The organism is Ectobacillus polymachus, assembly GCF_048159605.1.
GTDB classification, from domain to species: domain Bacteria; phylum Bacillota; class Bacilli; order Bacillales; family Bacillaceae_G; genus Ectobacillus; species Ectobacillus polymachus.
This window is the reverse complement of record NZ_JBLREB010000001.1, coordinates 877,790-896,918: the sequence shown is the minus strand read 5'-3', so window position 1 is coordinate 896,918 and position 19,129 is coordinate 877,790. Positions and strand designations below refer to the sequence as shown.

21 protein-coding genes and 3 pseudogenes are annotated in these 19,129 nt (G+C 33.7%); 8 read left to right on the top strand and 16 right to left on the bottom strand.

Annotation, left to right across the window (positions count from 1 at the left end; all coding sequences use genetic code 11):
- Positions 1-53: 53 nt before the first annotated feature.
- Both ACM5BR_RS04645 and ACM5BR_RS04640 read left to right on the top strand, forming a co-directional pair.
- The gene (locus tag ACM5BR_RS04645) at positions 54-908 is read left to right on the top strand and encodes a 3-hydroxybutyryl-CoA dehydrogenase (protein WP_416826295.1); all 855 of its coding nucleotides are present in this window, start codon (positions 54-56) and stop codon (positions 906-908) included.
- A gap of 24 nt (positions 909-932) precedes the next feature.
- Positions 933-2,111, top strand: a complete 1,179-nt coding sequence (locus ACM5BR_RS04640; protein ID WP_416826293.1) for a thiolase family protein — start codon at positions 933-935, stop codon at positions 2,109-2,111.
- Between the two features lie 800 nt (positions 2,112-2,911).
- Here the strand turns inward: ACM5BR_RS04640 and xerS are convergent.
- Entirely contained in the window at positions 2,912-4,003 is a 1,092-nt protein-coding gene (gene xerS, locus ACM5BR_RS04635) for a tyrosine recombinase XerS (protein WP_416826291.1), read from the bottom strand.
- A gap of 287 nt (positions 4,004-4,290) precedes the next feature.
- Complete coding sequence (locus ACM5BR_RS04630) at positions 4,291-4,863, bottom strand: hypothetical protein (protein WP_416826289.1); 573 nt, start codon at positions 4,861-4,863, stop codon at positions 4,291-4,293.
- Positions 4,864-5,077: 214 nt separating this feature from the next.
- On the opposite strand from ACM5BR_RS04630, the gene ACM5BR_RS04625 reads away from it, so the two are divergent.
- Together ACM5BR_RS04625 and ACM5BR_RS04620 are read left to right on the top strand one after the other, a co-directional pair.
- Positions 5,078-5,890: a GIY-YIG nuclease family protein gene (locus ACM5BR_RS04625; RefSeq protein WP_416827836.1), complete on the top strand. Its 813-nt coding sequence runs from the start codon at positions 5,078-5,080 to the stop codon at positions 5,888-5,890.
- Between the two features lie 221 nt (positions 5,891-6,111).
- Positions 6,112-6,264, top strand: a complete 153-nt coding sequence (locus ACM5BR_RS04620; RefSeq protein WP_416826287.1) for a hypothetical protein — start codon at positions 6,112-6,114, stop codon at positions 6,262-6,264.
- Positions 6,265-6,381: 117 nt separating this feature from the next.
- Here ACM5BR_RS04620 and ACM5BR_RS04615 read toward each other — a convergent pair whose 3' ends face one another.
- From ACM5BR_RS04615 to ACM5BR_RS04590, 6 genes are all read right to left on the bottom strand, one after another.
- Positions 6,382-6,561 (bottom strand): sigma factor-like helix-turn-helix DNA-binding protein, encoded by a 180-nt coding sequence (locus tag ACM5BR_RS04615; RefSeq protein ID WP_416827835.1) that lies wholly within the window; start codon positions 6,559-6,561, stop codon positions 6,382-6,384.
- Positions 6,562-6,621: 60 nt separating this feature from the next.
- Positions 6,622-7,236, bottom strand: coding sequence for a hypothetical protein (locus ACM5BR_RS04610; RefSeq protein ID WP_416826286.1), 615 nt, complete (start codon positions 7,234-7,236; stop codon positions 6,622-6,624).
- Positions 7,237-7,391: 155 nt separating this feature from the next.
- Positions 7,392-7,871, bottom strand: a complete 480-nt coding sequence (locus ACM5BR_RS04605; protein ID WP_416826284.1) for a sigma factor-like helix-turn-helix DNA-binding protein — start codon at positions 7,869-7,871, stop codon at positions 7,392-7,394.
- Positions 7,872-7,883: 12 nt separating this feature from the next.
- Positions 7,884-8,069, bottom strand: coding sequence for a hypothetical protein (locus tag ACM5BR_RS04600; RefSeq protein ID WP_416826282.1), 186 nt, complete (start codon positions 8,067-8,069; stop codon positions 7,884-7,886).
- Between the two features lie 84 nt (positions 8,070-8,153).
- Complete coding sequence (locus tag ACM5BR_RS04595) at positions 8,154-8,609, bottom strand: hypothetical protein (protein ID WP_416826280.1); 456 nt, start codon at positions 8,607-8,609, stop codon at positions 8,154-8,156.
- Complete coding sequence (locus ACM5BR_RS04590; protein WP_416826279.1) at positions 8,606-8,806, bottom strand: XtrA/YqaO family protein; 201 nt, start codon at positions 8,804-8,806, stop codon at positions 8,606-8,608. The genes ACM5BR_RS04595 and ACM5BR_RS04590 overlap by 4 nt, the downstream gene beginning before the upstream one ends.
- A gap of 162 nt (positions 8,807-8,968) precedes the next feature.
- Here ACM5BR_RS04590 and ACM5BR_RS04585 point away from each other — a divergent pair, with 162 nt between their 5' ends.
- Positions 8,969-9,178 (top strand): hypothetical protein, encoded by a 210-nt coding sequence (locus tag ACM5BR_RS04585; RefSeq protein WP_416826278.1) that lies wholly within the window; start codon positions 8,969-8,971, stop codon positions 9,176-9,178.
- A 93-nt stretch (positions 9,179-9,271) separates the two neighbouring features.
- Here ACM5BR_RS04585 and ACM5BR_RS04580 read toward each other — a convergent pair whose 3' ends face one another.
- The 5 genes and pseudogenes from ACM5BR_RS04580 to ACM5BR_RS04560 form a co-directional block, all read right to left on the bottom strand.
- Positions 9,272-9,406, bottom strand: a complete 135-nt coding sequence (locus ACM5BR_RS04580; RefSeq protein ID WP_416826276.1) for a YgiT-type zinc finger protein — start codon at positions 9,404-9,406, stop codon at positions 9,272-9,274.
- Between the two features lie 53 nt (positions 9,407-9,459).
- On the bottom strand, positions 9,460-9,630 hold the full coding sequence (locus ACM5BR_RS04575) for a hypothetical protein (RefSeq protein ID WP_416826274.1): 171 nt from the start codon (positions 9,628-9,630) through the stop codon (positions 9,460-9,462).
- 16 nt (positions 9,631-9,646) lie between these two features.
- Positions 9,647-10,503, bottom strand: a pseudogene (locus tag ACM5BR_RS04570) (DnaA ATPase domain-containing protein).
- A complete protein-coding gene (locus ACM5BR_RS04565; RefSeq protein ID WP_416826272.1) occupies positions 10,451-11,323 on the bottom strand; it encodes a hypothetical protein in 873 nt (290 codons plus the stop codon). Before ACM5BR_RS04565 ends, ACM5BR_RS04570 begins: the two are co-directional and overlap by 53 nt.
- A 172-nt stretch (positions 11,324-11,495) precedes the next feature.
- Positions 11,496-12,044 (bottom strand): annotated as a pseudogene (locus tag ACM5BR_RS04560) (recombinase RecT); the annotation flags it as partial.
- On the opposite strand from ACM5BR_RS04560, the pseudogene ACM5BR_RS18640 reads away from it, so the two are divergent.
- Positions 12,038-12,967, top strand: a pseudogene (locus ACM5BR_RS18640) (site-specific integrase). The pseudogenes ACM5BR_RS04560 and ACM5BR_RS18640 sit on opposite strands and share 7 nt — an antisense overlap.
- A gap of 278 nt (positions 12,968-13,245) precedes the next feature.
- Positions 13,246-14,031 carry a hypothetical protein gene (locus ACM5BR_RS04540; RefSeq protein WP_416826267.1) on the top strand — a complete coding sequence of 262 codons (786 nt, stop codon included), beginning with the start codon at positions 13,246-13,248 and terminating at the stop codon, positions 14,029-14,031.
- A 292-nt stretch (positions 14,032-14,323) separates the two neighbouring features.
- Here ACM5BR_RS04540 and ACM5BR_RS04535 read toward each other — a convergent pair whose 3' ends face one another.
- Positions 14,324-15,253 carry a DUF2971 domain-containing protein gene (locus ACM5BR_RS04535; RefSeq protein ID WP_416826265.1) on the bottom strand — a complete coding sequence of 310 codons (930 nt, stop codon included), beginning with the start codon at positions 15,251-15,253 and terminating at the stop codon, positions 14,324-14,326.
- A 1,196-nt stretch (positions 15,254-16,449) separates the two neighbouring features.
- Between ACM5BR_RS04535 and ACM5BR_RS04530 the strand changes: the two genes are divergently transcribed.
- A complete protein-coding gene (locus ACM5BR_RS04530; protein ID WP_416826264.1) occupies positions 16,450-16,866 on the top strand; it encodes a DUF6306 domain-containing protein in 417 nt (138 codons plus the stop codon).
- A 143-nt stretch (positions 16,867-17,009) separates the two neighbouring features.
- On the opposite strand, the gene ACM5BR_RS04525 is transcribed toward ACM5BR_RS04530, so the two are convergent.
- Together ACM5BR_RS04525 and ACM5BR_RS04520 are read right to left on the bottom strand one after the other, a co-directional pair.
- The gene (locus ACM5BR_RS04525) at positions 17,010-17,291 is read right to left on the bottom strand and encodes a hypothetical protein (protein WP_416826262.1); all 282 of its coding nucleotides are present in this window, start codon (positions 17,289-17,291) and stop codon (positions 17,010-17,012) included.
- A gap of 377 nt (positions 17,292-17,668) precedes the next feature.
- Positions 17,669-18,442 (bottom strand): SDR family NAD(P)-dependent oxidoreductase, encoded by a 774-nt coding sequence (locus ACM5BR_RS04520; protein ID WP_416826260.1) that lies wholly within the window; start codon positions 18,440-18,442, stop codon positions 17,669-17,671.
- Between the last annotated feature and the right edge of the window lie 687 nt (positions 18,443-19,129).

Sequence of the window (19,129 nt, the reverse complement as noted above, 5' to 3'; positions counted from 1 at the left end):
TTGCAGTTGAAACCGATCTAAGAATCATATTAAAGAAAAGAGGAGAAATACGTATGACTTTTGTTAAAACAATTGGCGTGGTAGGAGCAGGAACAATGGGGAACGGAATTGCCCAAGTTGCTGCAGAAGCAGGATATCAAGTAATTTTACGAGATATGACGGAGGAATTTGTACAAAAGGGAATACGTACAATTCAAAAAAACCTTAACCGAGCAGTTGAGAAAAATAAGCTGGAACAAGAAAAAGCCCAGGAAATATTAGGGAGAATCCGTAGTACTGTAGACCTACAGGACTTGGCCGATGCCGACGTAGTCATCGAAGTTATTATTGAAAAGATGGAGCCGAAAAAAGCCCTTTTTCAAGAGCTTGATACAATTTGTAAAGAAACAGCCGTTTTCGCTACGAATACCTCTGGCTTAAGCATTACAGAAATTGCAGCGTCTACAAATCGACCTGATCGATTTGTTGGAATGCATTTTTTTAATCCCGTTCCAGTCATGAAGTTAACAGAAGTCATTAAAGGACAAGAAACATCTGAGGAGACATACCAATTAGCAAAGAGTTTAGTAGAATCCTTTGGAAAAGTTGGGATTACGGTCAATGATGCGCCCCTTTTTGCTGTGAACCGAATTTTGGTTCCCATGATTAATGAGGCTATCTTCGTACTAGCTGAGGGGACAGCCACTGCTGAGGATATTGATGAAGGAATGAAGCTAGGTGCCAACCATCCAATTGGACCATTAGCGTTAGCTGATCTTATCGGGTTAGATACATTGCTCCTCGTTGTTGAAACGTTATACACAGAGACTGGCGATTCGAAATACCGTCCTTGTCCATTGTTAAAGAAACTAGTACGTGCTGGACACTTTGGCAGAAAAACAGGGAAAGGATTTTATAGTTATTCATAATTATAAAAGATAGGGGTTGTGTATATGAGAGAGGTTGTCATTGTAAGTGCTGCACGAACACCAATCGGAGATTTTTTCGGGGCGTTAAAAGATTTTTCAGCAGTAGACTTAGGGGTAACTGCACTAAAAGCTGCGATTAGTAAAGCAGGCGTAAACCCTGATCAAATAGAGGAAGTGGTAGGAGGTCATATTTATCAAGCAGGCTGCAAAGGGAACACGGCCCGGCAGGTTGCTCTTGGAGCAAATTGTTCTGTACAAACAGTTGCATCAACTATTAATCAACAGTGTGCATCCTCATTACGAGCAACTGAAATTTTGGCGCAGGAAATTATGTTAGGAAAGGTAGACGTAGGTGCTGCTGTAGGTTATGAAAGTATGACAAACGTACCTTATTTGCTTCCAAAAGCTCGAAATGGATTGAAAATGGGTCACGGAGAGTTGCTAGATTCTTTATTATACGATGCTTTATTTGATGCCTTTAATAATTACCACATGGGTATTACTGCAGAAAGCCTTGCTGAGAGTTACGACATATCTCGAGAGGAACAAGATCATCTTGCTTTACTTAGTCATGAACGTGCATGTAAAGCAAATAAAGAGGGGAAATTTAAGGAAGAGATCGTTCCTATCGAAATTAAAACAAAAAAGGGTACAGTTATCTTTGATACGGATGAACATCCTAAGTCTGATATAAACATAGAAGCACTTGCTGCCTTGCGTCCTGCATTTAAAAAGGATGGAACGGTTACTGCAGGAAATGCTTCAAGCATTAATGATGGGGCAGCAGCATTGATTGCAATGACAGCTGAAAAAGCAAAAGAATATGGACTTAAGCCATTAGCACGTATAGTAGCAACGGCATCCGCGTCAGTAGATCCTAAAATAATGGGGATTGGAGTAGTCCCAGCTGTTGAAAAAGTACTACGATTTGCGAACCTACAAAAAGATGATATCGGATACTGGGAAATAAACGAAGCTTTTGCATCTCAGTTTTTAGCGGTAAATCGTGAACTGAAATTGGATATGAACAAAGTAAATGCAAACGGATCCGGTATATCGTTGGGTCATCCTGTTGGCAGCACGGGTATACGGTTATTGATTTCCCTTATAAATGAAATGCATCGACGAGGTGTCCAATATGGCTGTGCCTCGCTTTGTAGTGGAGGCGGTCCAGCTGCAGCAATGGTAATTGAGGCTCTTTAGTTAAACATTCAATAATTATTTGCCAAATAAAAGCGACGATTCAAAGGTCGCTTTTATTTATTTTAACCAAAAATAAAGCAAAAGGAGGGGATAGATATATCGAAATAATAATTTGTTGATATAACACCGTGATTTTTTTCATTTTTGTACTATTTAGCTATATTAATATAATTACGAAGAAAACAAATTACTAGGATAACACCTAAATCGTTAAGTTAGACAAGATTATATAGCTAACAGAAAAAGGTAGTAGAGGTTAAAATATAGGAAAACAGAAAACTTGGAAGAGCATATTTAAATCTAATTAGAATGTCATGTTTAAAATATCTATATATAAAATCTCGTTTGGATCAATGTTAACATAGACTCAAGATTCACCTGGTCCTTAATATATGATTGGACTTAATAAAATTAAAAGTAATCTGTTTAAGTCGATTATTATTTTATCTCAAATTTTGATTTTGTCTCAATATTTAAAGTATACTTATGAAATGAGACAAAAATAGGTTTTGATATTTTACTTCCTATAATATATATTATGTTAACTAGAAAAAAATACAAATGTACCAATAACAAATCCTTTATCTTCTTGTACGTCGACATGAATTTACCTACATAAATGACGTAAAAGTGCCTACATACTACTAATTGAACTATATAACTTGTTATCCTCCGGTTCATTGACTAAACACTACAAAATTAACGACATAAATTTGCCTACATAATGTCCTTAATTGACATAAATTCACCTACATAATAGTCCTATTTATTAAGAATTTGCCTACATTTATTTCTAAATTCTATTCGTTATAATCATTTAACATATCCATTTTATCTACAGCAGTTTTTAAATCATCATTTCTTATGTGTGTATATATCATAGTAGTCTGTATGGATGAATGGCCTAATTGTCTTCTTAGTTTTGGTACATCATTTATTTCTGAATGGTATCTTGTTGCAAACGAATGTCTTAGCTTATGTACTGATAGAGCCGGTTTACCAAATGCTATTGCATATTTTTCAACTAGTTTTTCTACTGAGCGATTGGTTAATCTTCTTGATTTTCCTTTAGGTCCCATTGGTGCTGATATGAACAAAGCTTTATTACTTTTGTTCACATGATATCTGTTTGACCTGATTGATAGATACTCTTGAAGATCTGTTTTTGCTACTTGGCTAAAGTAAACATATTGTTCTTTATTACCTTTTCTAATAACCCTTGCTGAGTTTTTACTAAAATCAATATCATCTAAATCTAAGTTAACTAATTCAGAAAGGCGAAGACCAGATCCCAACACTAATGACACAATTGCTGTATCACGTTCACGGTTTAGATTATAAAAGTTGAATAATTTTTTATTGCCCTTACAAATTTGACCGTAATCATAGGCTATGAATGATCTAAATTTTTCATATTCATCACCGAGTAAAATCTTTCCTTCTATTTTGTTTGCAAGTGTTTCCATACTTTCTTTTATTTCATTGAATTCAATCTTTGCCATCACATTTCTACTTATATATGATTTTAAATCTGGTGTCTCAGCGATGTTTTGAAGATAATTAAATAGGGATTTTAAAGCTGATAATTTGCGATTAACGGTTATTTCTTTGTTATTTAACTCATAATGAAGGAAACTTAAAAAATTTTCAACCTGTTGTACCGTGACTTTCTCTAAAGTACCTAGAGAAATTTCTTTCATTTCCTTACAATTGCATATATGTTTATTTATCATCCAAGTAAAAAAGATTTTATAATCATGGCAATAATTAAGTAAGGTTGCAGCAGAAAGTTTTCTTTTCTTATGATTAATATATTCTTCTACATACCAAGGTAAATCATTTAGTAATGCAAGTGTATTATTAAAGTTTTTTAAATTTGTTTTATTTATCATTTTGTTACCTCGCAGACTAAAAATATATATATATCTTAAAACTTATAGATTATTACGTCAAATTTATATTTTACGTAATAATCTGTAGTTCGCTTCTTCTATTGAAATGCAATCAAAAAATTTGGCCATTGCCTTTATATAAAAGGACTCATAAGGAATTGAAATATTCCTCAACTAAGCTGCTGTAAAAGCGCCCCTTCGTTATTACAGTATCATGCTCAGTTAGTTTTAAAAAGCAGTACTCAAACACTTACTTTATCTTTGGTTCAAATACTATCTATTAATTCTTATATTGCTAAAGCTTTCCAAACCAAACCTAAATCCGATTCCTTATTAATCCTTCCACTATAGATACCTAAAAATTTTTTAACAGGTCCACCAAAGATTGCAAGATCAGTTCCTAATTTTACATCACCATTTGAACGATATGCAATAACTGGAGAACCTGACTGTCCTTGTCTACTTCTACAATCAATTAAAAATAATGGTAAATCCTTATAATTAATATCAGGTTCAGATGCTACAGTTCCCGTTGCCCAAATGGCTGCATTGCTTCCAACCTGAATGCCAAATAGGAATCCAACTACACCTACTGTATCTGTAACTCCAACTATTATATCCTCACCAATATCTAAATAATAAGGATATACCTGTGCCTTATCTAAATCTGTTAAGGGAATTGCAACAAAATCCACTTTGGGACCAAGAGTTGGATGTTCAATCCATTTAGGTGTTTCCCCATCTTCTAAAAATAGTTCTTCATATTTAATTATATGAGATCCTTTTGTATTTAACCTGTTATGATATATCTCAATCCTATTTGATAATGCCCCCGATGAGGATTTTACCCAACCTATCAAAAATAGTATTCTGTGACTCCCTATCTCTTAATGGAAGCTGCCACGTTGTAAAATTACTGTCTTTGCTGTAGATATAATAATTTGTATGGTCATTATCATAATATTGTTCCCCCTTTTTACATCGTAGTGTGTTTGTAAAAACTTTAATTATGAGATATTATAGAAATACTATTTGGAAATTATTACTAATATAAAAAGGGGATAAATGTTGGATATGGACTTTATCAATCAAATTAGATTGAACACCAATGTTGTAGCTAAAACTATGTTTGGAACTGTTATACAAGATGCATATAAAATGAAAGACACTAAAGATATTGTTAATGCATTAGACCATGTATGTAATCCAAATGATGGCTATGGGTGGGCATCCTCTGGTGTTTATTGTTTTTGGGATTATGAAACAAAAGAAGTTTTATATATTGGATTAGCCGTGGATTTAGGCGAAAGATTTAAACAACATAATGGGATTTTACCTATGAAAAAGGAAAGTTGCAAGTTTGTGAATATTAAAAGTTACTTTAATCAAAAAGAAAAATTGGGTTATTCGATACTTACAATGTCACCAATAAGCCAACCTGTTATCAAGAAAAACGTACATAAAATTTATGATGAAGAAGTAGAATTATCAGATTTCGCAAATGAACATTTCAAGAGGGATTTAAAGATTGTTGAGGGAATATTAATAGAAGCATATAGAATAAAGAATGGAAGTCTACCACCTTGGAATAAGAGATCTGGGAGTTTAGTAGGTAAAAGCCGTTCAACTGAAGGCAATTATGATATAGTGAGGAGCTTTACTAATAAACAGGAATCTGCATTAGTTGCTAATTGTACTATAAGAGAACTTAAAGCTAATCCTATGAGTATCCACTTTGAAGAATTTCTACATGTTGTAAGGGATAGAATGCTAACTTACGGTATTTCCTTCTCAGATGCATTAAAGGAATCAGAACTATATGACAAGTTTTTATATGATTTAATAATGAAAGAAAATTATCTGTCCAAAAAGAAAAAATGGCATTAAAATACCCAACTTATTTATATAAGCACTTATTTTATCCGATTTATTTTAAATAGTTAAGTATTGAATTAAACTACAAATACATTAACATTACAATAAATACTTACACTTATATGACAGCAAATATGAAAGAAAAATCCTTCCAACAGTTGAAAGGCCTTCACAGATATAATGATTTATTTATTTCTAGTTTGAATACAATAATTACTAAGGGGGTTGAAATTATGTCTCACTTATATGTTGTTGAAGAAATATCGCCTGGTGATTGGAGAATTACTTGTGGTGTACCTAGTCCAGGTAAAATTTCTAAAGAATCATTTCCTAACCAACAAGAAGCTCTAATTGCGTTACAAACCAATAATTTTAGTTTTGATTAATACAGGTTTAATGCCTGAATTTTTTTATGATCATAAAACATAGAGAATCAATTAATAGAAGGATCTAAAAAATCTTGTTTAAATTTACTTCCAACTCTTATGCCCAAAATTAATATATTATTGTACCTTTACCTTAATTTTGCTACAAAATATACTCTCCTTGACTTGTTTCTCAATTTTCTTTTCCGCTCTCTTTATCATAATCTGTATTGCACTCTTTGAGATATGTAAACTTCTAGCAATCTCTGTATACAACAAATTTTCTAAATGATATAGACTTCTTTCTCCAGTTCTGATACCTCATTGAATCTTCAATCAATGACCCTCTTCCCCTTAATAAGCTAAGTTAAATATAATCTATCTAGTTTTCTTTGAAATCTCCTCATATATATTACAAATTCTTGATTCATGATCCTCAATTTTCTTAGTTAATTGATCAATAGAATTTGTAATTTTAAAAAAATCCTCTTCAGAGAAATCAAAAAAATAAGATCTAGTATCATCTACAAATTTTTTTATTTCATTAAAAAATTCATAATCTACAGATGATGAAATTTCTAATAAAATGTTTAATTGAGGTAGAAAATATGTAATTAATCCCCTATTTATTTCTTCCACTTCTGCTTTTTCATAATTTTTGTTCCATCCAAATTTTTTATTCGAAAGCATCCGATCTGCTGTAAATATTATGTCTTTAACTTTGTATAGTCTATTTAATTTTACTTCAATTCTTTCTAAGAACTTGTCATCCTCTTGTTTTTTTAAGGATAACTCTAACGCTTCAAAAGATGCTTGAATTGAATATTGGACACCAAATAATGTAATGAGACCGCCAATGATTGCGCCAACAAATGCTAATAAATCAATGTCACCCAATCTTAAATTATTATGAGCAACAATCAATAAAATCAAAATAACAATGAGTATTCCAAATGTAAGATAACGAATTTTATAGCTGTAGTTTTTTTTCAAGTAAACCATCTCCTTTTGCTATATTTCTAGAAAAACTAAATTTGTTTGTTCTTTCTAATATTAAAAATATACAATATTTTTAACTAATAATAGACAAATTTATTTATGTTTTTCTAAACGGTAATAAAAAACTTGTATTGAACATAATCGTCATATCATTGACTAAATTGGCAGAAGAGGCTTTCCTTTACTTGCTTTGCTATTTTCTTTTGCGCTCGAACGATCATAATCTGTACAGCACTCTTTGAGATTCTTAGACATTTCGCAACTTCTTTATACGACAGATTCCCCACCCTCGACATTATATAAACTTTCTTTTCCAGTTCCGTTAAAGTACTCATTGCATCTTCAATCAAAAATCGATTCCAATCTCCTATATCCCTATCTTCTTGTTCTATAACTGAAATGAGTACTTGTAAAAGCTGCGGATCTGCAGGTATACTACGCTGATATGCAGCTCGGCGTTCAATCCCCCTTCGATTACCTGGACGCCAAGCCGTTTTCATCCATTCCAAAGCATATTGCAAATCACTAGCCATAATCGAAAATACTTTTTTATCTGCCTCAGTAGCTGTTTCTTTTGCTTGATTTACTTGGTGTAGAGCTTGTCTATATTGTTGAATTAAATCCTGCATAAGCTCCCTCCTCTATTTTTGACGAAATGCACCTTTGTGACGCTTATAAGTTGGTCGGTTCACATCCATTAAATCCAGCAAGTCTCGTTGAGAGAGTTCCTTTTTCTTCTTTTTTGGTTTTGTTCGGGTCCTCTTAACTTGAGGAATCGGATGCTTCTGTCTCCACTCCTTTAGCTGTTCTATTAAATTTGGATTCATTTCATCACCTCATTTTTGTCAAATAAAAAAGACACCGAACAACGCTACATGCGTCATTCAGTGTCCTCCAGATGGCTGGTAGAACTACTTCTTTTTAATTAGAGACCACTTACTTCTATAATCCTTAATATTTGATTTATCTATTTTTATTGTTATAGTACGTTTGTTATCCTTTCTATTTTCATCAGTTTTTCCAAATAATTCATTTATATTTTCCGACGGAATTATAAAAAATTCACTTGCTTTATTTTCATCAAATTCTTCCTCTGATGGAATATTTAATAAAACTATTACTAAGTAATCAATATTTTTTATTGATTCCGGATTTATATTAACAGCACTATTATTAATAGTAATATTAATAGCCTTCACTTGTACTTTTTTTACACTATTATTAGTATTAAACAATATAATGTCCCAATCAACTTGAGTATCTCCTTGAGCTAAAAAAGCCATGAAATCTCTTTTTAGAAGTTCCGCTAATACTAGATATTCCCCTATAGCACCATGACTTGATCGAATTCGACTGCTCTCTTTCAAAATTCTTCCCCCTCATCAAATTTAACCCTCTTCACCTTCCCCTGATGTGTCACAATCTTTGTTTCACCATGTTCCGGCAAACAAGTTATCTTCGCCTTACCGTCGCATACTACAATTGCAAAGCTATTATTATATCTCATTATATCAATTTCTAATTTCATAGTAGAGGGATTTATTTCTATATTTTCTAATCTCATAAGGATCCTCCCAGGTATGGTATAATTATTTCATCGATTGTTGCCGGGAGGAATCCTGGCTTTTTTATTAAATCAAGTTTTTATTGATAAATTCATATCGAAAATATAGAAAAAACTGTACAATTTCCCTAAATAGTCATTAAGGGATTGGAGTGCGAACATATGGCTACATATAAACAAATTCAAGAATACATTAAACAAAAATATGGGTATTCACCTAAAACATGTTGGATTGCGCACATGAAAGAAGTGTGTGGACTTAAGCTTAGAATGTCAACAAACAGAATTTCTCCTGATTCAAGGGCCTACCCATGTCCTCCAGAAAAACAAAATGATATTAAAGAAACCTTCCGCTATTTTAGAATGATTTAACCTTCACTCAGCTTATTCGGCGAGTACTAATGTACCCGCCGTTTTTGTTAACAGGCCAGTAATTGTGTTTTCTTTATCGAATGGATTTTGGGTTTAATCTTCTATTTCTATGTCTAAGTCTAGATATTCACCTTCGTATTCCTCTCCGCAACTGAGACATTTCCACATTTCTAAACCTTTTACAACTAAATCTTCTTCTCCACAATTAGGACAAATTCTATCACCCATGATGGTCAATACCTCACTTTCCTACAAAATGATTATTTGCTTCAAACTGCTTTCTAGCTAAATTTCGCATTAGCAGCATTGATTTGATTTCTCCACGCTTTCATACGCTTTTTAAAATTGCGCATGTTTTGCTCAGCTACTTCGCAAGTACAAGCCTCGAATGTAAGCACCCCTGGGAACAATTCCTTATAAACACGTCCATTGTCATCACATTGTTTACACATCCTCTAATCCTTCCAATCAATGATTTAGTAGTTTACGATTTCCTTTAATCACCACAATAAAGTCTTGGCACATTTGATAGATCAGTGTTCCTAATGCCTCGTCAACGTCTGCCAGTTCATCAGGTGTAAGTTCAGATGAAACGAGAATTGGTAAATAGTTTAAATATCGATAGTTGATAACCGCATACATTTGTTCAATCTGCCAATCGGTTGCTCTTGGTTTTCTATCACGACCAACAGGCTTGACAAGTCATCGATAAACAATACATCAACCTTTTTCATACGATTCATTTTTGCCTTTAGCAAATCAAAATCATCTTTCAGATCATTGAAGCCTTCCACATATGGAAAATAAAGTACGGGTACCTTTTGATCATTTATTAAGTGATTGGATACAGCCGTGAGTAAATGTGTCTTTCCGGATCCAGGCTGGCCGAATAAAGCAATACTATTTCTTCGTTCGTGACGTACATGCTCAAATTCTTGAAAATACTCAAGAGCACATTCATAAGTATCTTTGATAACTAACGGCTTACCTTTCGTAGCGAAATTTTTAAAATCAAGTTTCTTAAACTCATCAGTGATCTCACTTGATTTCAGCATCCGTTCAATCCTCTTTTTCTCGGCACATATACAAACTCGTGAATAGGTGCTTCGCCATTCCCAAGCATCTTCGGGCTTACATACCTTGCCGGACAAGAAGTCCTCTTCTGAAACCATTTCTTTTGGGACAAGCGTTTTATAATCATCATCCTCAACCCATTCAACATCTTTGTGGACCCGAAAGAATAAAAATCCTTTATCCTTACATTTCAGGCACTCATACTTTTTTTCTACGGAGTCGCCCGACTTGTCCACCTGTGATGGAGTCATCTTTTGGCGGATTCTTGCTATTGCTTCGCTGATTGTTTTTGTTGTCATGCTCAGGCAACCTCCTCTTCGCTAGCTTTTTAGCATTCTCTTTAGCTTGTTCTCTAGCCTGTAACCTTTCATGATGTTCGAGAATGTAGTCTACGAAATAGCTAAATGCTTTTATTTTCTTTCCTGGGCTGTGTTCCTCCAACTCCTTAAAACGCTGTTCAAGCAATTCGATAGTTCGGGATGACGGCACTCCCTGAGCGACTATCTGGGCGATTGCTTGATAAGCTTTTGCGCTAGGAAAAGTTTGATGCCCTTCTTGTATGGTTTGTAAATCAGTATACCGATTTGCAATTTCATCAACAGGATCTAAATTATTAGTAGTACTTATAATATCCTTATTAGATCGGAAGTTTTCTTCCGGTCTAGAGCGGAAAATTTCTTCTGTTCTCTTAATGTGATCGGAAGTTTCTTTCCTATCTGATTTGAGAGAGTGGAAGTTTTCTTCCGATCTCTTCAAAAAACCTCTTTTAGAATTTTTCACTGAAAAAATTAATCCATATGGAGCTCGTGTAATTCTGATATATTCATTGGTCTCTAAAATTTTTGCCCATGTGCTTAACGTTCTTTCGGTGATTCCAAATATTAGAGCAAGTTCGGAATATTTTTGTGGTTGATTTCCTTTTACGATGCCCCACACAACACCATCCTTCTCTTTTTCTGCTGTAGTGGAGCTTATGCACCAAAGGAACAACCATATAGCATTCCCTATCTTTTTATAGTGATCTGGTGTAAGTAATCCAGAATATGTGTTAAATGGGTAACTGTCGGGCATCGTATCACCTACCTCTTTTTACAAATAGCAACCATATCTTGAATACGAATTGGCTTTAGATCAGGATGATTGCTGGCAACGTATCCCCTTATGTAGCGTATATAGAGTTCTTTGTTCCCAGCAGCCAACCATTTATAACAATATGGAATAGGAACTGTATATTCCATTTACATTAAAGGAGAGATCCTTGGTTGAAATCATCTTTCGAATCATCTTGTTTGCTCTCATTTGACTCAAAGCCGTCTGATATGTCGATAATGTCGGAATCATCTTCAAATTGAATAGTTTCATCCGTAATATCCTTGATTTCACGTTCCTGCTCGTCCTCTATAACCGCTTTTTGCATTTCGATGGATAATATTCCCCACTTACCTAACATGTTCCGCATGACCGTTTTCATGGCCATAGCGTCATAATCAGATCTCCAAACATTATTTAAGCTCTTTTTATGTTTCGCTTTATTGAATTTAATACGGTGTGCCTCTATCTCATCTTTCGTTCAGTAGACGGTCTTTTCAAAACCATTGATAAGCTTAAAATAACCACAATAGCCAATAACCTTTTCATTAGTTGCTGCTTCAAGATCAAGTTCTATTTCTTCAGTGAGGCGATTCCACTTAATCAGCTCACCTTCACGTATTGCTATCACATTAATTCCCTTATACTGACCGCTTCGTAAAGCTAACTGAATATATCCTTTATAGCCAAGTTGAAATTGTGCTGCCTTATGAGTCATTTACAGTTGATTTGGGACGGGATCCAGTTACAAAAAAGCGGATGCAAAAAACATTAACTGGATTTAAAACCAAAAAAGAAGCAGAAAAGGCTTGTAATGAACTAATTAATCAAGTTAACAAAGGGAATTATATAGAACCCGTTAATAAAACCGTATCTGAATTTCTTCATGAATGGCTTGAACTTATTGCAAGCCATTCTTTACGTGCATCAACATTTCAAAATAGAAAAGAACTTATAATCAGACGTATCATACCTATGCTTGGAACCTATAAAATGAATGAATTAACTCCTGCTATCGTTCAAAAATTTTATAATGATCTAATAAAAAAAGAAAATTTAAGTGCTGACTATGATAGAACGATGCATAGTGTCCTTAGGAAAGCATTTAAGCTACCCACTTCTTAGAATATACTGAAGGAAAACATCTACATATTGCATATGTATTAGCTATTTATACAGGTATGCGAAGAGGAGAAATTCTTGGACTTCGTTGGAGAGACTGTGCTTTAGAACAAGGGAGAATAAGTATTAGGCAAACCTTAAATAGCATTGGCAAAGAATTAGTCTTTCAAGAACCAAAAACAAAAGGGTCCAAACGATCTGTTACCATTTCTGAAAACGTAATAGTAACTCAAGCAAAATCAAAATAAACTACGCTTGGGTCCTGGATATAATGACCTTGATCTTGTAGTGAGCACTGAGGATGGAAAGCCCATTCATCCAAGAAATCTGCTGCGAAATTTTTATTCTATGATTAAACAAACTGGTGTTCCAAGGATCCGTTTTCATGATCTACGCCATACTCATGCTACTATTCTTCTCTCTCTCAGCGAAAATCCAAAAATCGTATCTGAACGTCTTTGCCATAGCCGTGTAGGTGTAACGTTAGACATCTATAGTCATTAGATTGTGGGCTTTGCCTGTTTCTAGCATTTAATTTTCGTTTGTTTGTTATTATGCTTAAAAAAAGTGCATTATTATGTAAATTTGTGAAGTTATGCTTATTGTACTAACGGGTGCTTGAATGAGGTGCTGTGGTAGCTCATTTTCTTTTTGTGCTAAATAAGCAGGATTCCTTAATATTAACATTGAATTACGAAATTGATATGGTTTGTCATTTTTACATTTTGTTACAATACAGTTGAATTCGTTTTATATAAAAAGTCTCATGAAAGGGGGAGATTATGCCGAAATATGATTATTTACTACTTCATACAGAAAGAAAGTTTGTTCGAGAAAGATGTAAAATAATCAGAAAAGTAGATGGTGAGTGGGTAAATGAAGAAATTGAAGAAACTGTAATTATTCCAACTGATCCTCCCCCACCGAACATTGATCCTTACGTATTCCACCAACCTTGGTTTTATGGTTATTGTAGAAATGCAAACACACCACAAGATACAGCAAAACAATCAATTTTCATATTTTGTACTTTTTCCCAAAGAAGAATTGCTCTCTTAGTTGACACTGTTTTCGTAGTAAAACAAAAATATGCTTGGTTAGGTCAATCAGATGGATTCCAACCTTCAAGAAATTTTAGAGATAATTACCCATATAAAGAATCTGATAGCTTGTATAAAGAATTTATTGCCCCTAGAGCTAAATGGCAACAGCATGAGGCAGCACATACTATTTATGAAGCCGAACATTATCAAAATTCGAATTTTCCACAAAAAAGAAGTGATAATATTTTTAGCTTTATACCATTGTTTGAAGAAAAAGGTGAATTTCTACTTTTAGATATCTACCCACTAATTCAAGATTTGGATGAACTTGATTTAATTAGAAAGATTAGAAATGTAAACATACAGAATAAACTCTTTAGGATTGATTTCATTTCCATGAAAATATTGAAATATTTATTTGAATATTCAAGTTTGTTAGTCACGCAAACCACAAGTAAAGGTGTACCTATAATTGATAAATCATTGTCAAGCAAGTATTCAGAATTGAATTACGGAAGGGAATAATTAAATCGGGGCTTTTCTAAGGTTATCTCAAAATATATTTGTTGTCGATTGGAACGAACTTCAAATTCTTTGGAGGAATTTTGGCGAATCTCTTCACATACGAGGGTGCGTCAGATAGATTTTCCTAGGCTTGACTGATTGATTTGGATAAGTCTTTTATGATGAAAAAACAGGTGTTCCCGAAACTCCCTTGGTAAAAGTCTGTCTACCCTTTGATACTCCACATAACTGTGTGATTGAGGTAGTCCGGTATTAAGAAAAATAAAAGATAACACGCAAGAGTGCGTGTTTTTTATCTATAAGGAATTTTTGATGGGACTACGTCATTGTAATTTTTATATTTCTTTTCTTTTAAGTAATATTTAATGCTGTCTATTGTAAATTGTGTAGAATCTGAAGGACCCACTATAATGTTCTTAATAGGTAGGTTTACTTCTTCATTTCTATGGGAGTTTTCAAGCTCTAACTTTACATAAGGCAGGATGACATTACCTCTTGCCCTAAATGCTAAATTATGTCCTCCATTTGACTGGGCAAAGTTTGTAGTAAATAATCTATACTCTCTTTCTTCTGAAAAAGAAGAATCTTTAAACAAAGGAATATAATATTTTAATGCTCTGGCAACTTCTGCTGGGATAAATTCTAAATCCAATGGTACAGAATCAGAATCAATATGTAGTAAAGACATTTGTAACATCTCAATTATGACTGTCCTCTGAATTTCTAGGTCATAAATGACTTGTCTAGGATAGAAATATTCGTTATCTCTTGGGGTTCTAAATTCCCCCAGTTCTCTGACATTAAATCCAATGGAAACACCGTATTGTCCTCTGCTATAACCTCTCCATTGACTCAATAAATCACCATCAGGGCAAAAAGATACAACGAAATCCTCTGAATCAACAGTATTTAATTTCTCATAAACCTTTTCTAAAAATTGAACCTTTTTATTATTAGAAGAAACTTGATTTGTAATTTCTTTTATGATGTCATTACATAATGATAAACCATGTAGATATTCCTTGGAGTCGTTCATGTATTGTATATGAGTTGCCCAAAATCCCGGGGTTTCAATAATTCCTAAGAGACCTTCTAGATTGGTATAATGGTATAGTGTATCAACTCTTTCATGCAAAACATTAAGGTGTTTTTCAAAAACATAACTGCATAAACTCATATAAATCGGGTAAGATTCGATAAAATCCTTTTCCGTAAATTGCATAATATTCTTTTCACATCCTTTGTAATTTCTTTCATTGCTAAATTCTATTATACAACATTTTAAATCAGAGATTGTTAAGTAATGTATCTTATACTATAGGGTGCTTAAACTCAATATAAACACGGCTTATTTTCTATGAAAAAACAAAAATGACTTTGCCTACATTTGACCACATATTTGACCACACGCTATCATTAAATAGCGTTATTTAGAGTAAAAATAGGAAACTGAAATATTCTGAAAACCTTGATAAATCGTACTTTCTTCCAATGTCATAAACTAGCGTTATAGCATGAAGCTATTTTGACAGAGTGGAGGTCGCTGGTTCGAGACCAGTCGGTGTCATTAATACAGAAACATAAAAACCCTTTTAATTAAAGGGTCTTTCGTAACGCTGTTATTATTTGAAATACCCTACTTAACGAATTGATTTATTAAATATTTCTACTATAAAATTTATTAATTAACCGTTATTCAAATTGATTTCAGATCTTTTGGGAATGCCTCGTTATAATAATCAATCAGGCATAATTTATATGGAAAGTTGCTGATTTTACAGTAACACGGTCTGTTTAGGTACAGTGCCAACTCGCACTATATTTACCACCATTTACGCCAGATACGGTGTATCAAAATACAGTCACATAATTATTTTGTAACAATACTTAGTTAAAATCCTTTGTGATACATCTAAAGTTACTTGTAGTTTCACTATTCTATTGCTTACTTTGCCCCTCGTTGCAGCAACGCTGGAACTGGGCCATATAAACAAAAAACGAAATCTCATCCAGATCTCGCTTGTTCCTTTACATAAGATGCCTTATGGGCAGTGTGTTCCTTTTTATTTTGTTGCGTACATGTTTCGACATGTGAATAGCAGGATTTGACGAAGGACTAACCAACAAGATGTAAATATTTTCTGTTATGATAGTAATTAGGTTGGATGGCAAGCGTGGCTGTCAAAGGTATATAGCGTAGGTGGAGCTGGTACCAAGGGGAACAGGACTTATAGAGGTAGGTCCTTTTTATTTTGTAAATAGATTATCTTAGAAAGCTATCCAGCATTATGGACAGGCTTTTGTTTTTAAAAGAGAGAACCTTATTCTAAATGTGTTTACTAGTGAAAATGAATTGATAGATACTATTTATATAAATGGTTGATCAAAAAAATTAGTATGATACGGGGGAAAAAGAAAATGAGTGAAAAGCAACGATTAATTAATCTTTTGAATGCATTACTTGAGGCAGAACGCGCTGGCGTGGAGACGGCGAATCATCTACTAAACCATCATCCATCAAAGGAATTGGATGCTCAGTATAAACAGGTAAAAAAAGATGAGGCTTGGAGTTGTGCCGGTCTTCATAAGGCAATTTTGCGAGAAGGTGGCGAACCAAGTATGCAAGTAGGTGCATTTGTTGATAAAATAATCGCACTAGAAACACTAAAGGAAAAGCTGGTCCTCCTCAACAAAGGTCAAGCGTGGGTCGCTCGTAAAATTGACGAAGCAATTGCTTACGGTACACAACCTGAGACAAAAGAATTCTTAAAAGAAATGAAAGACAAGCATCACACTAATATTGGTGAAATGGATAAATATTTACTTCAACATTGATTATGTCAGTTTTCCTATGGAAACTACATCTTTGAATAGAGAGTGAATCGGTGATTAGATGAAGAAATAGGAAAAAAACAATAGCTGTCGAGGAGTTCTCGACAGCCTGATAGAAAGCGAAGAGTTCGAATTGCATAATTTTATTAACTTACAAGTTCTTGATTCAATCGGATTCCTGTCAATAATACTTCTTCTATATATTGAAGCACCTCATGGCCTTCTACATCGTAAAATAACGAATAATAACAAATATAATCAGTTTTAAGCATATTTTCTTTTATATCTTTTGGATCAATAGAATCGAGAATATGTAACTGGATTCGATCATTCTCATACTCCCCAGCAGCCAAGAAACACTCATCTCTATATGAAAACACAATACTATAATAGCCATCATACTGATTCGTTTGAATAATTTTAAACATAGTAATCCCCCTAATATTGTTATTTCACTATTTCTCTAACTGATATATATAATTTTAAACAACAATAGTAAAAAAATTTGTCGATTCTTCTCCTGAACGACAAATTTTTTTCTGTTCTATCAAAAACTAAAAAGGGCCTCATCTACACTTTTCTTACGAGTTCGCTTTTTTCACTGCTTTCCTCTATAAGTCAGTTTCGACAAGAATTTCCTTTCAAGTTTTTGGGTAATCCTTCCCTTGAGGATGAAACAGATAGGGGTAAGTCCGAGATAAGTCCATAAAACCGCAGTATTGTATATTTTGGAGTTACATTACGTTTACTTTAATACTCTATTATTGGTAATCTATGATACCGTTACAATATCAATCCTAGCTTTTTAGTAAAAAACGGTATCTCCAATTCCGCCGGTTACCGAAATGACATCGCCAGTAATCGATGCCGCCAAAGGTGAAGCTAGGAAGGTAATGACATTAGCAATTTCTTCCACTGTAATCAAGCGGCCGAGTGCATTGAGTGATGCCATTTGACGCACAGCCTCTTCGTTAGTGACTCGGTTTCTAAACATTTCCGTATCAACAATCCCTGGATAGACAGCATTGACGTTAATTCCGTGCTTTCCTAATTCCATTGATGCGGATTTCGTTAAATGGACAACAGATGCATTACGCGGACCGGAACTAAAATAATTGCCACCAATTCTGGCAGCCAGGCCACTTATACTTATAATACGTCCCCAATTATTTTCTATCATATAAGGAGCTACAGCTCGGATACAACGAAAATAGCCCATATATTTTTCTTCAAAATCTTTCAAAATAAGTTCATCTTTAATACTATTAAAATCCTCTGGCTCAAAACCGCCAACACGGGCTCCACTGTTGATTAAAATATCAATGCTTCCCATCGCTGCTGCTGATTTTTTAACTAAATTTAGAATAGAATCGGGATCAGTGGTATCTGCGACAATTGGATAGATATTTCTGTTTGTTTCTTGAGCTAATTCCTCTGCAGCCATTTTTAATGAGGATTCGTTTCTTGAACAAATCGTACAATCTACACCTTCCAGAGCTAATTGACGGGCAGTAGCTTTACCAATCCCCCGGCTTCCTCCAACAATAAGTGCTTTTTTCCCAGATAACTTTAAGTCCATAGTTCAACCTCCTGTTTTGTTTTAACTGTAAAAGACTAAACCCGAAAGTTGGTCTTTGGAATATTGAATCATTTCTATTTTTGATTCTACAGATAAATTATAATTAAATAAAATTAAAAATTTTAATTTGTAGTTAAGTATTAATCTAAAATAGAAAAAGCTATTTTGTAAATAATGAAAATTAGACCGATACCTAAGTAAAATGTATCGGCCTTTTATTTTCTCTTGTACAATCGAGTAGTTTCCTCAAAAGGGGCTGGTCACTCCTATGCTCGTTTATAAGGAGCAGAGATATATGACAATTGCAGTTTGACATAGGGATAATCATGTCTAAAAGCGACTATAGCTTTTACCGGAAATACCATCAATTCGGGGAAAGAAGATATTTTTAGTTCACTTACTTTCTTGGAATTGAGTAAGTAGTCTGGCTCTTTTGTTTCAACAAGGTTTCTTAGTATCCTAAAGGCAATTATTAGAATGATTCTACCTTCACTTTTAGATAAAAATCGATGAGGAGAAGAAAGACATATTGATATTCGATAAAACAACAAACCCAGTCCATGATGAAGTGAACCCAATGGGACATAATTATTATCAGTTATAGTTTCTTTAGAAATAGAACCTAACTATGTGGGATGCACCAAATAACTTAAAGGAACCACCCAATAATTATAGGAACTAAACAAT

What these genes read in the sequence shown, in the direction of transcription:
- ACM5BR_RS04645 (WP_416826295.1), top strand. Translation starts at nt 54, where the DNA reads ATGACTTTTGTTAAAACAATTGGCGTGGTAGGAGCAGGAACAATGGGG.
- ACM5BR_RS04640 (WP_416826293.1), top strand. Translation starts at nt 933, where the DNA reads ATGAGAGAGGTTGTCATTGTAAGTGCTGCACGAACACCAATCGGAGAT.
- xerS (WP_416826291.1), bottom strand. Translation starts at nt 4,003, where the DNA reads ATGATAAATAAAACAAATTTAAAAAACTTTAATAATACACTTGCATTA.
- ACM5BR_RS04625 (WP_416827836.1), top strand. Translation starts at nt 5,078, where the DNA reads ATGGACTTTATCAATCAAATTAGATTGAACACCAATGTTGTAGCTAAA.
- ACM5BR_RS04620 (WP_416826287.1), top strand. Translation starts at nt 6,112, where the DNA reads ATGTCTCACTTATATGTTGTTGAAGAAATATCGCCTGGTGATTGGAGA.
- ACM5BR_RS04605 (WP_416826284.1), bottom strand. Translation starts at nt 7,871, where the DNA reads ATGCAGGATTTAATTCAACAATATAGACAAGCTCTACACCAAGTAAAT.
- ACM5BR_RS04600 (WP_416826282.1), bottom strand. Translation starts at nt 8,069, where the DNA reads ATGAATCCAAATTTAATAGAACAGCTAAAGGAGTGGAGACAGAAGCAT.
- ACM5BR_RS04590 (WP_416826279.1), bottom strand. Translation starts at nt 8,806, where the DNA reads ATGAGATTAGAAAATATAGAAATAAATCCCTCTACTATGAAATTAGAA.
- ACM5BR_RS04585 (WP_416826278.1), top strand. Translation starts at nt 8,969, where the DNA reads ATGGCTACATATAAACAAATTCAAGAATACATTAAACAAAAATATGGG.
- ACM5BR_RS04580 (WP_416826276.1), bottom strand. Translation starts at nt 9,406, where the DNA reads ATGGGTGATAGAATTTGTCCTAATTGTGGAGAAGAAGATTTAGTTGTA.
- ACM5BR_RS04575 (WP_416826274.1), bottom strand. Translation starts at nt 9,630, where the DNA reads ATGTGTAAACAATGTGATGACAATGGACGTGTTTATAAGGAATTGTTC.
- ACM5BR_RS04565 (WP_416826272.1), bottom strand. Translation starts at nt 11,323, where the DNA reads ATGCCCGACAGTTACCCATTTAACACATATTCTGGATTACTTACACCA.
- ACM5BR_RS04540 (WP_416826267.1), top strand. Translation starts at nt 13,246, where the DNA reads ATGCCGAAATATGATTATTTACTACTTCATACAGAAAGAAAGTTTGTT.
- ACM5BR_RS04535 (WP_416826265.1), bottom strand. Translation starts at nt 15,253, where the DNA reads ATGCAATTTACGGAAAAGGATTTTATCGAATCTTACCCGATTTATATG.
- ACM5BR_RS04530 (WP_416826264.1), top strand. Translation starts at nt 16,450, where the DNA reads ATGAGTGAAAAGCAACGATTAATTAATCTTTTGAATGCATTACTTGAG.
- ACM5BR_RS04525 (WP_416826262.1), bottom strand. Translation starts at nt 17,291, where the DNA reads ATGTTTAAAATTATTCAAACGAATCAGTATGATGGCTATTATAGTATT.
- ACM5BR_RS04520 (WP_416826260.1), bottom strand. Translation starts at nt 18,442, where the DNA reads ATGGACTTAAAGTTATCTGGGAAAAAAGCACTTATTGTTGGAGGAAGC.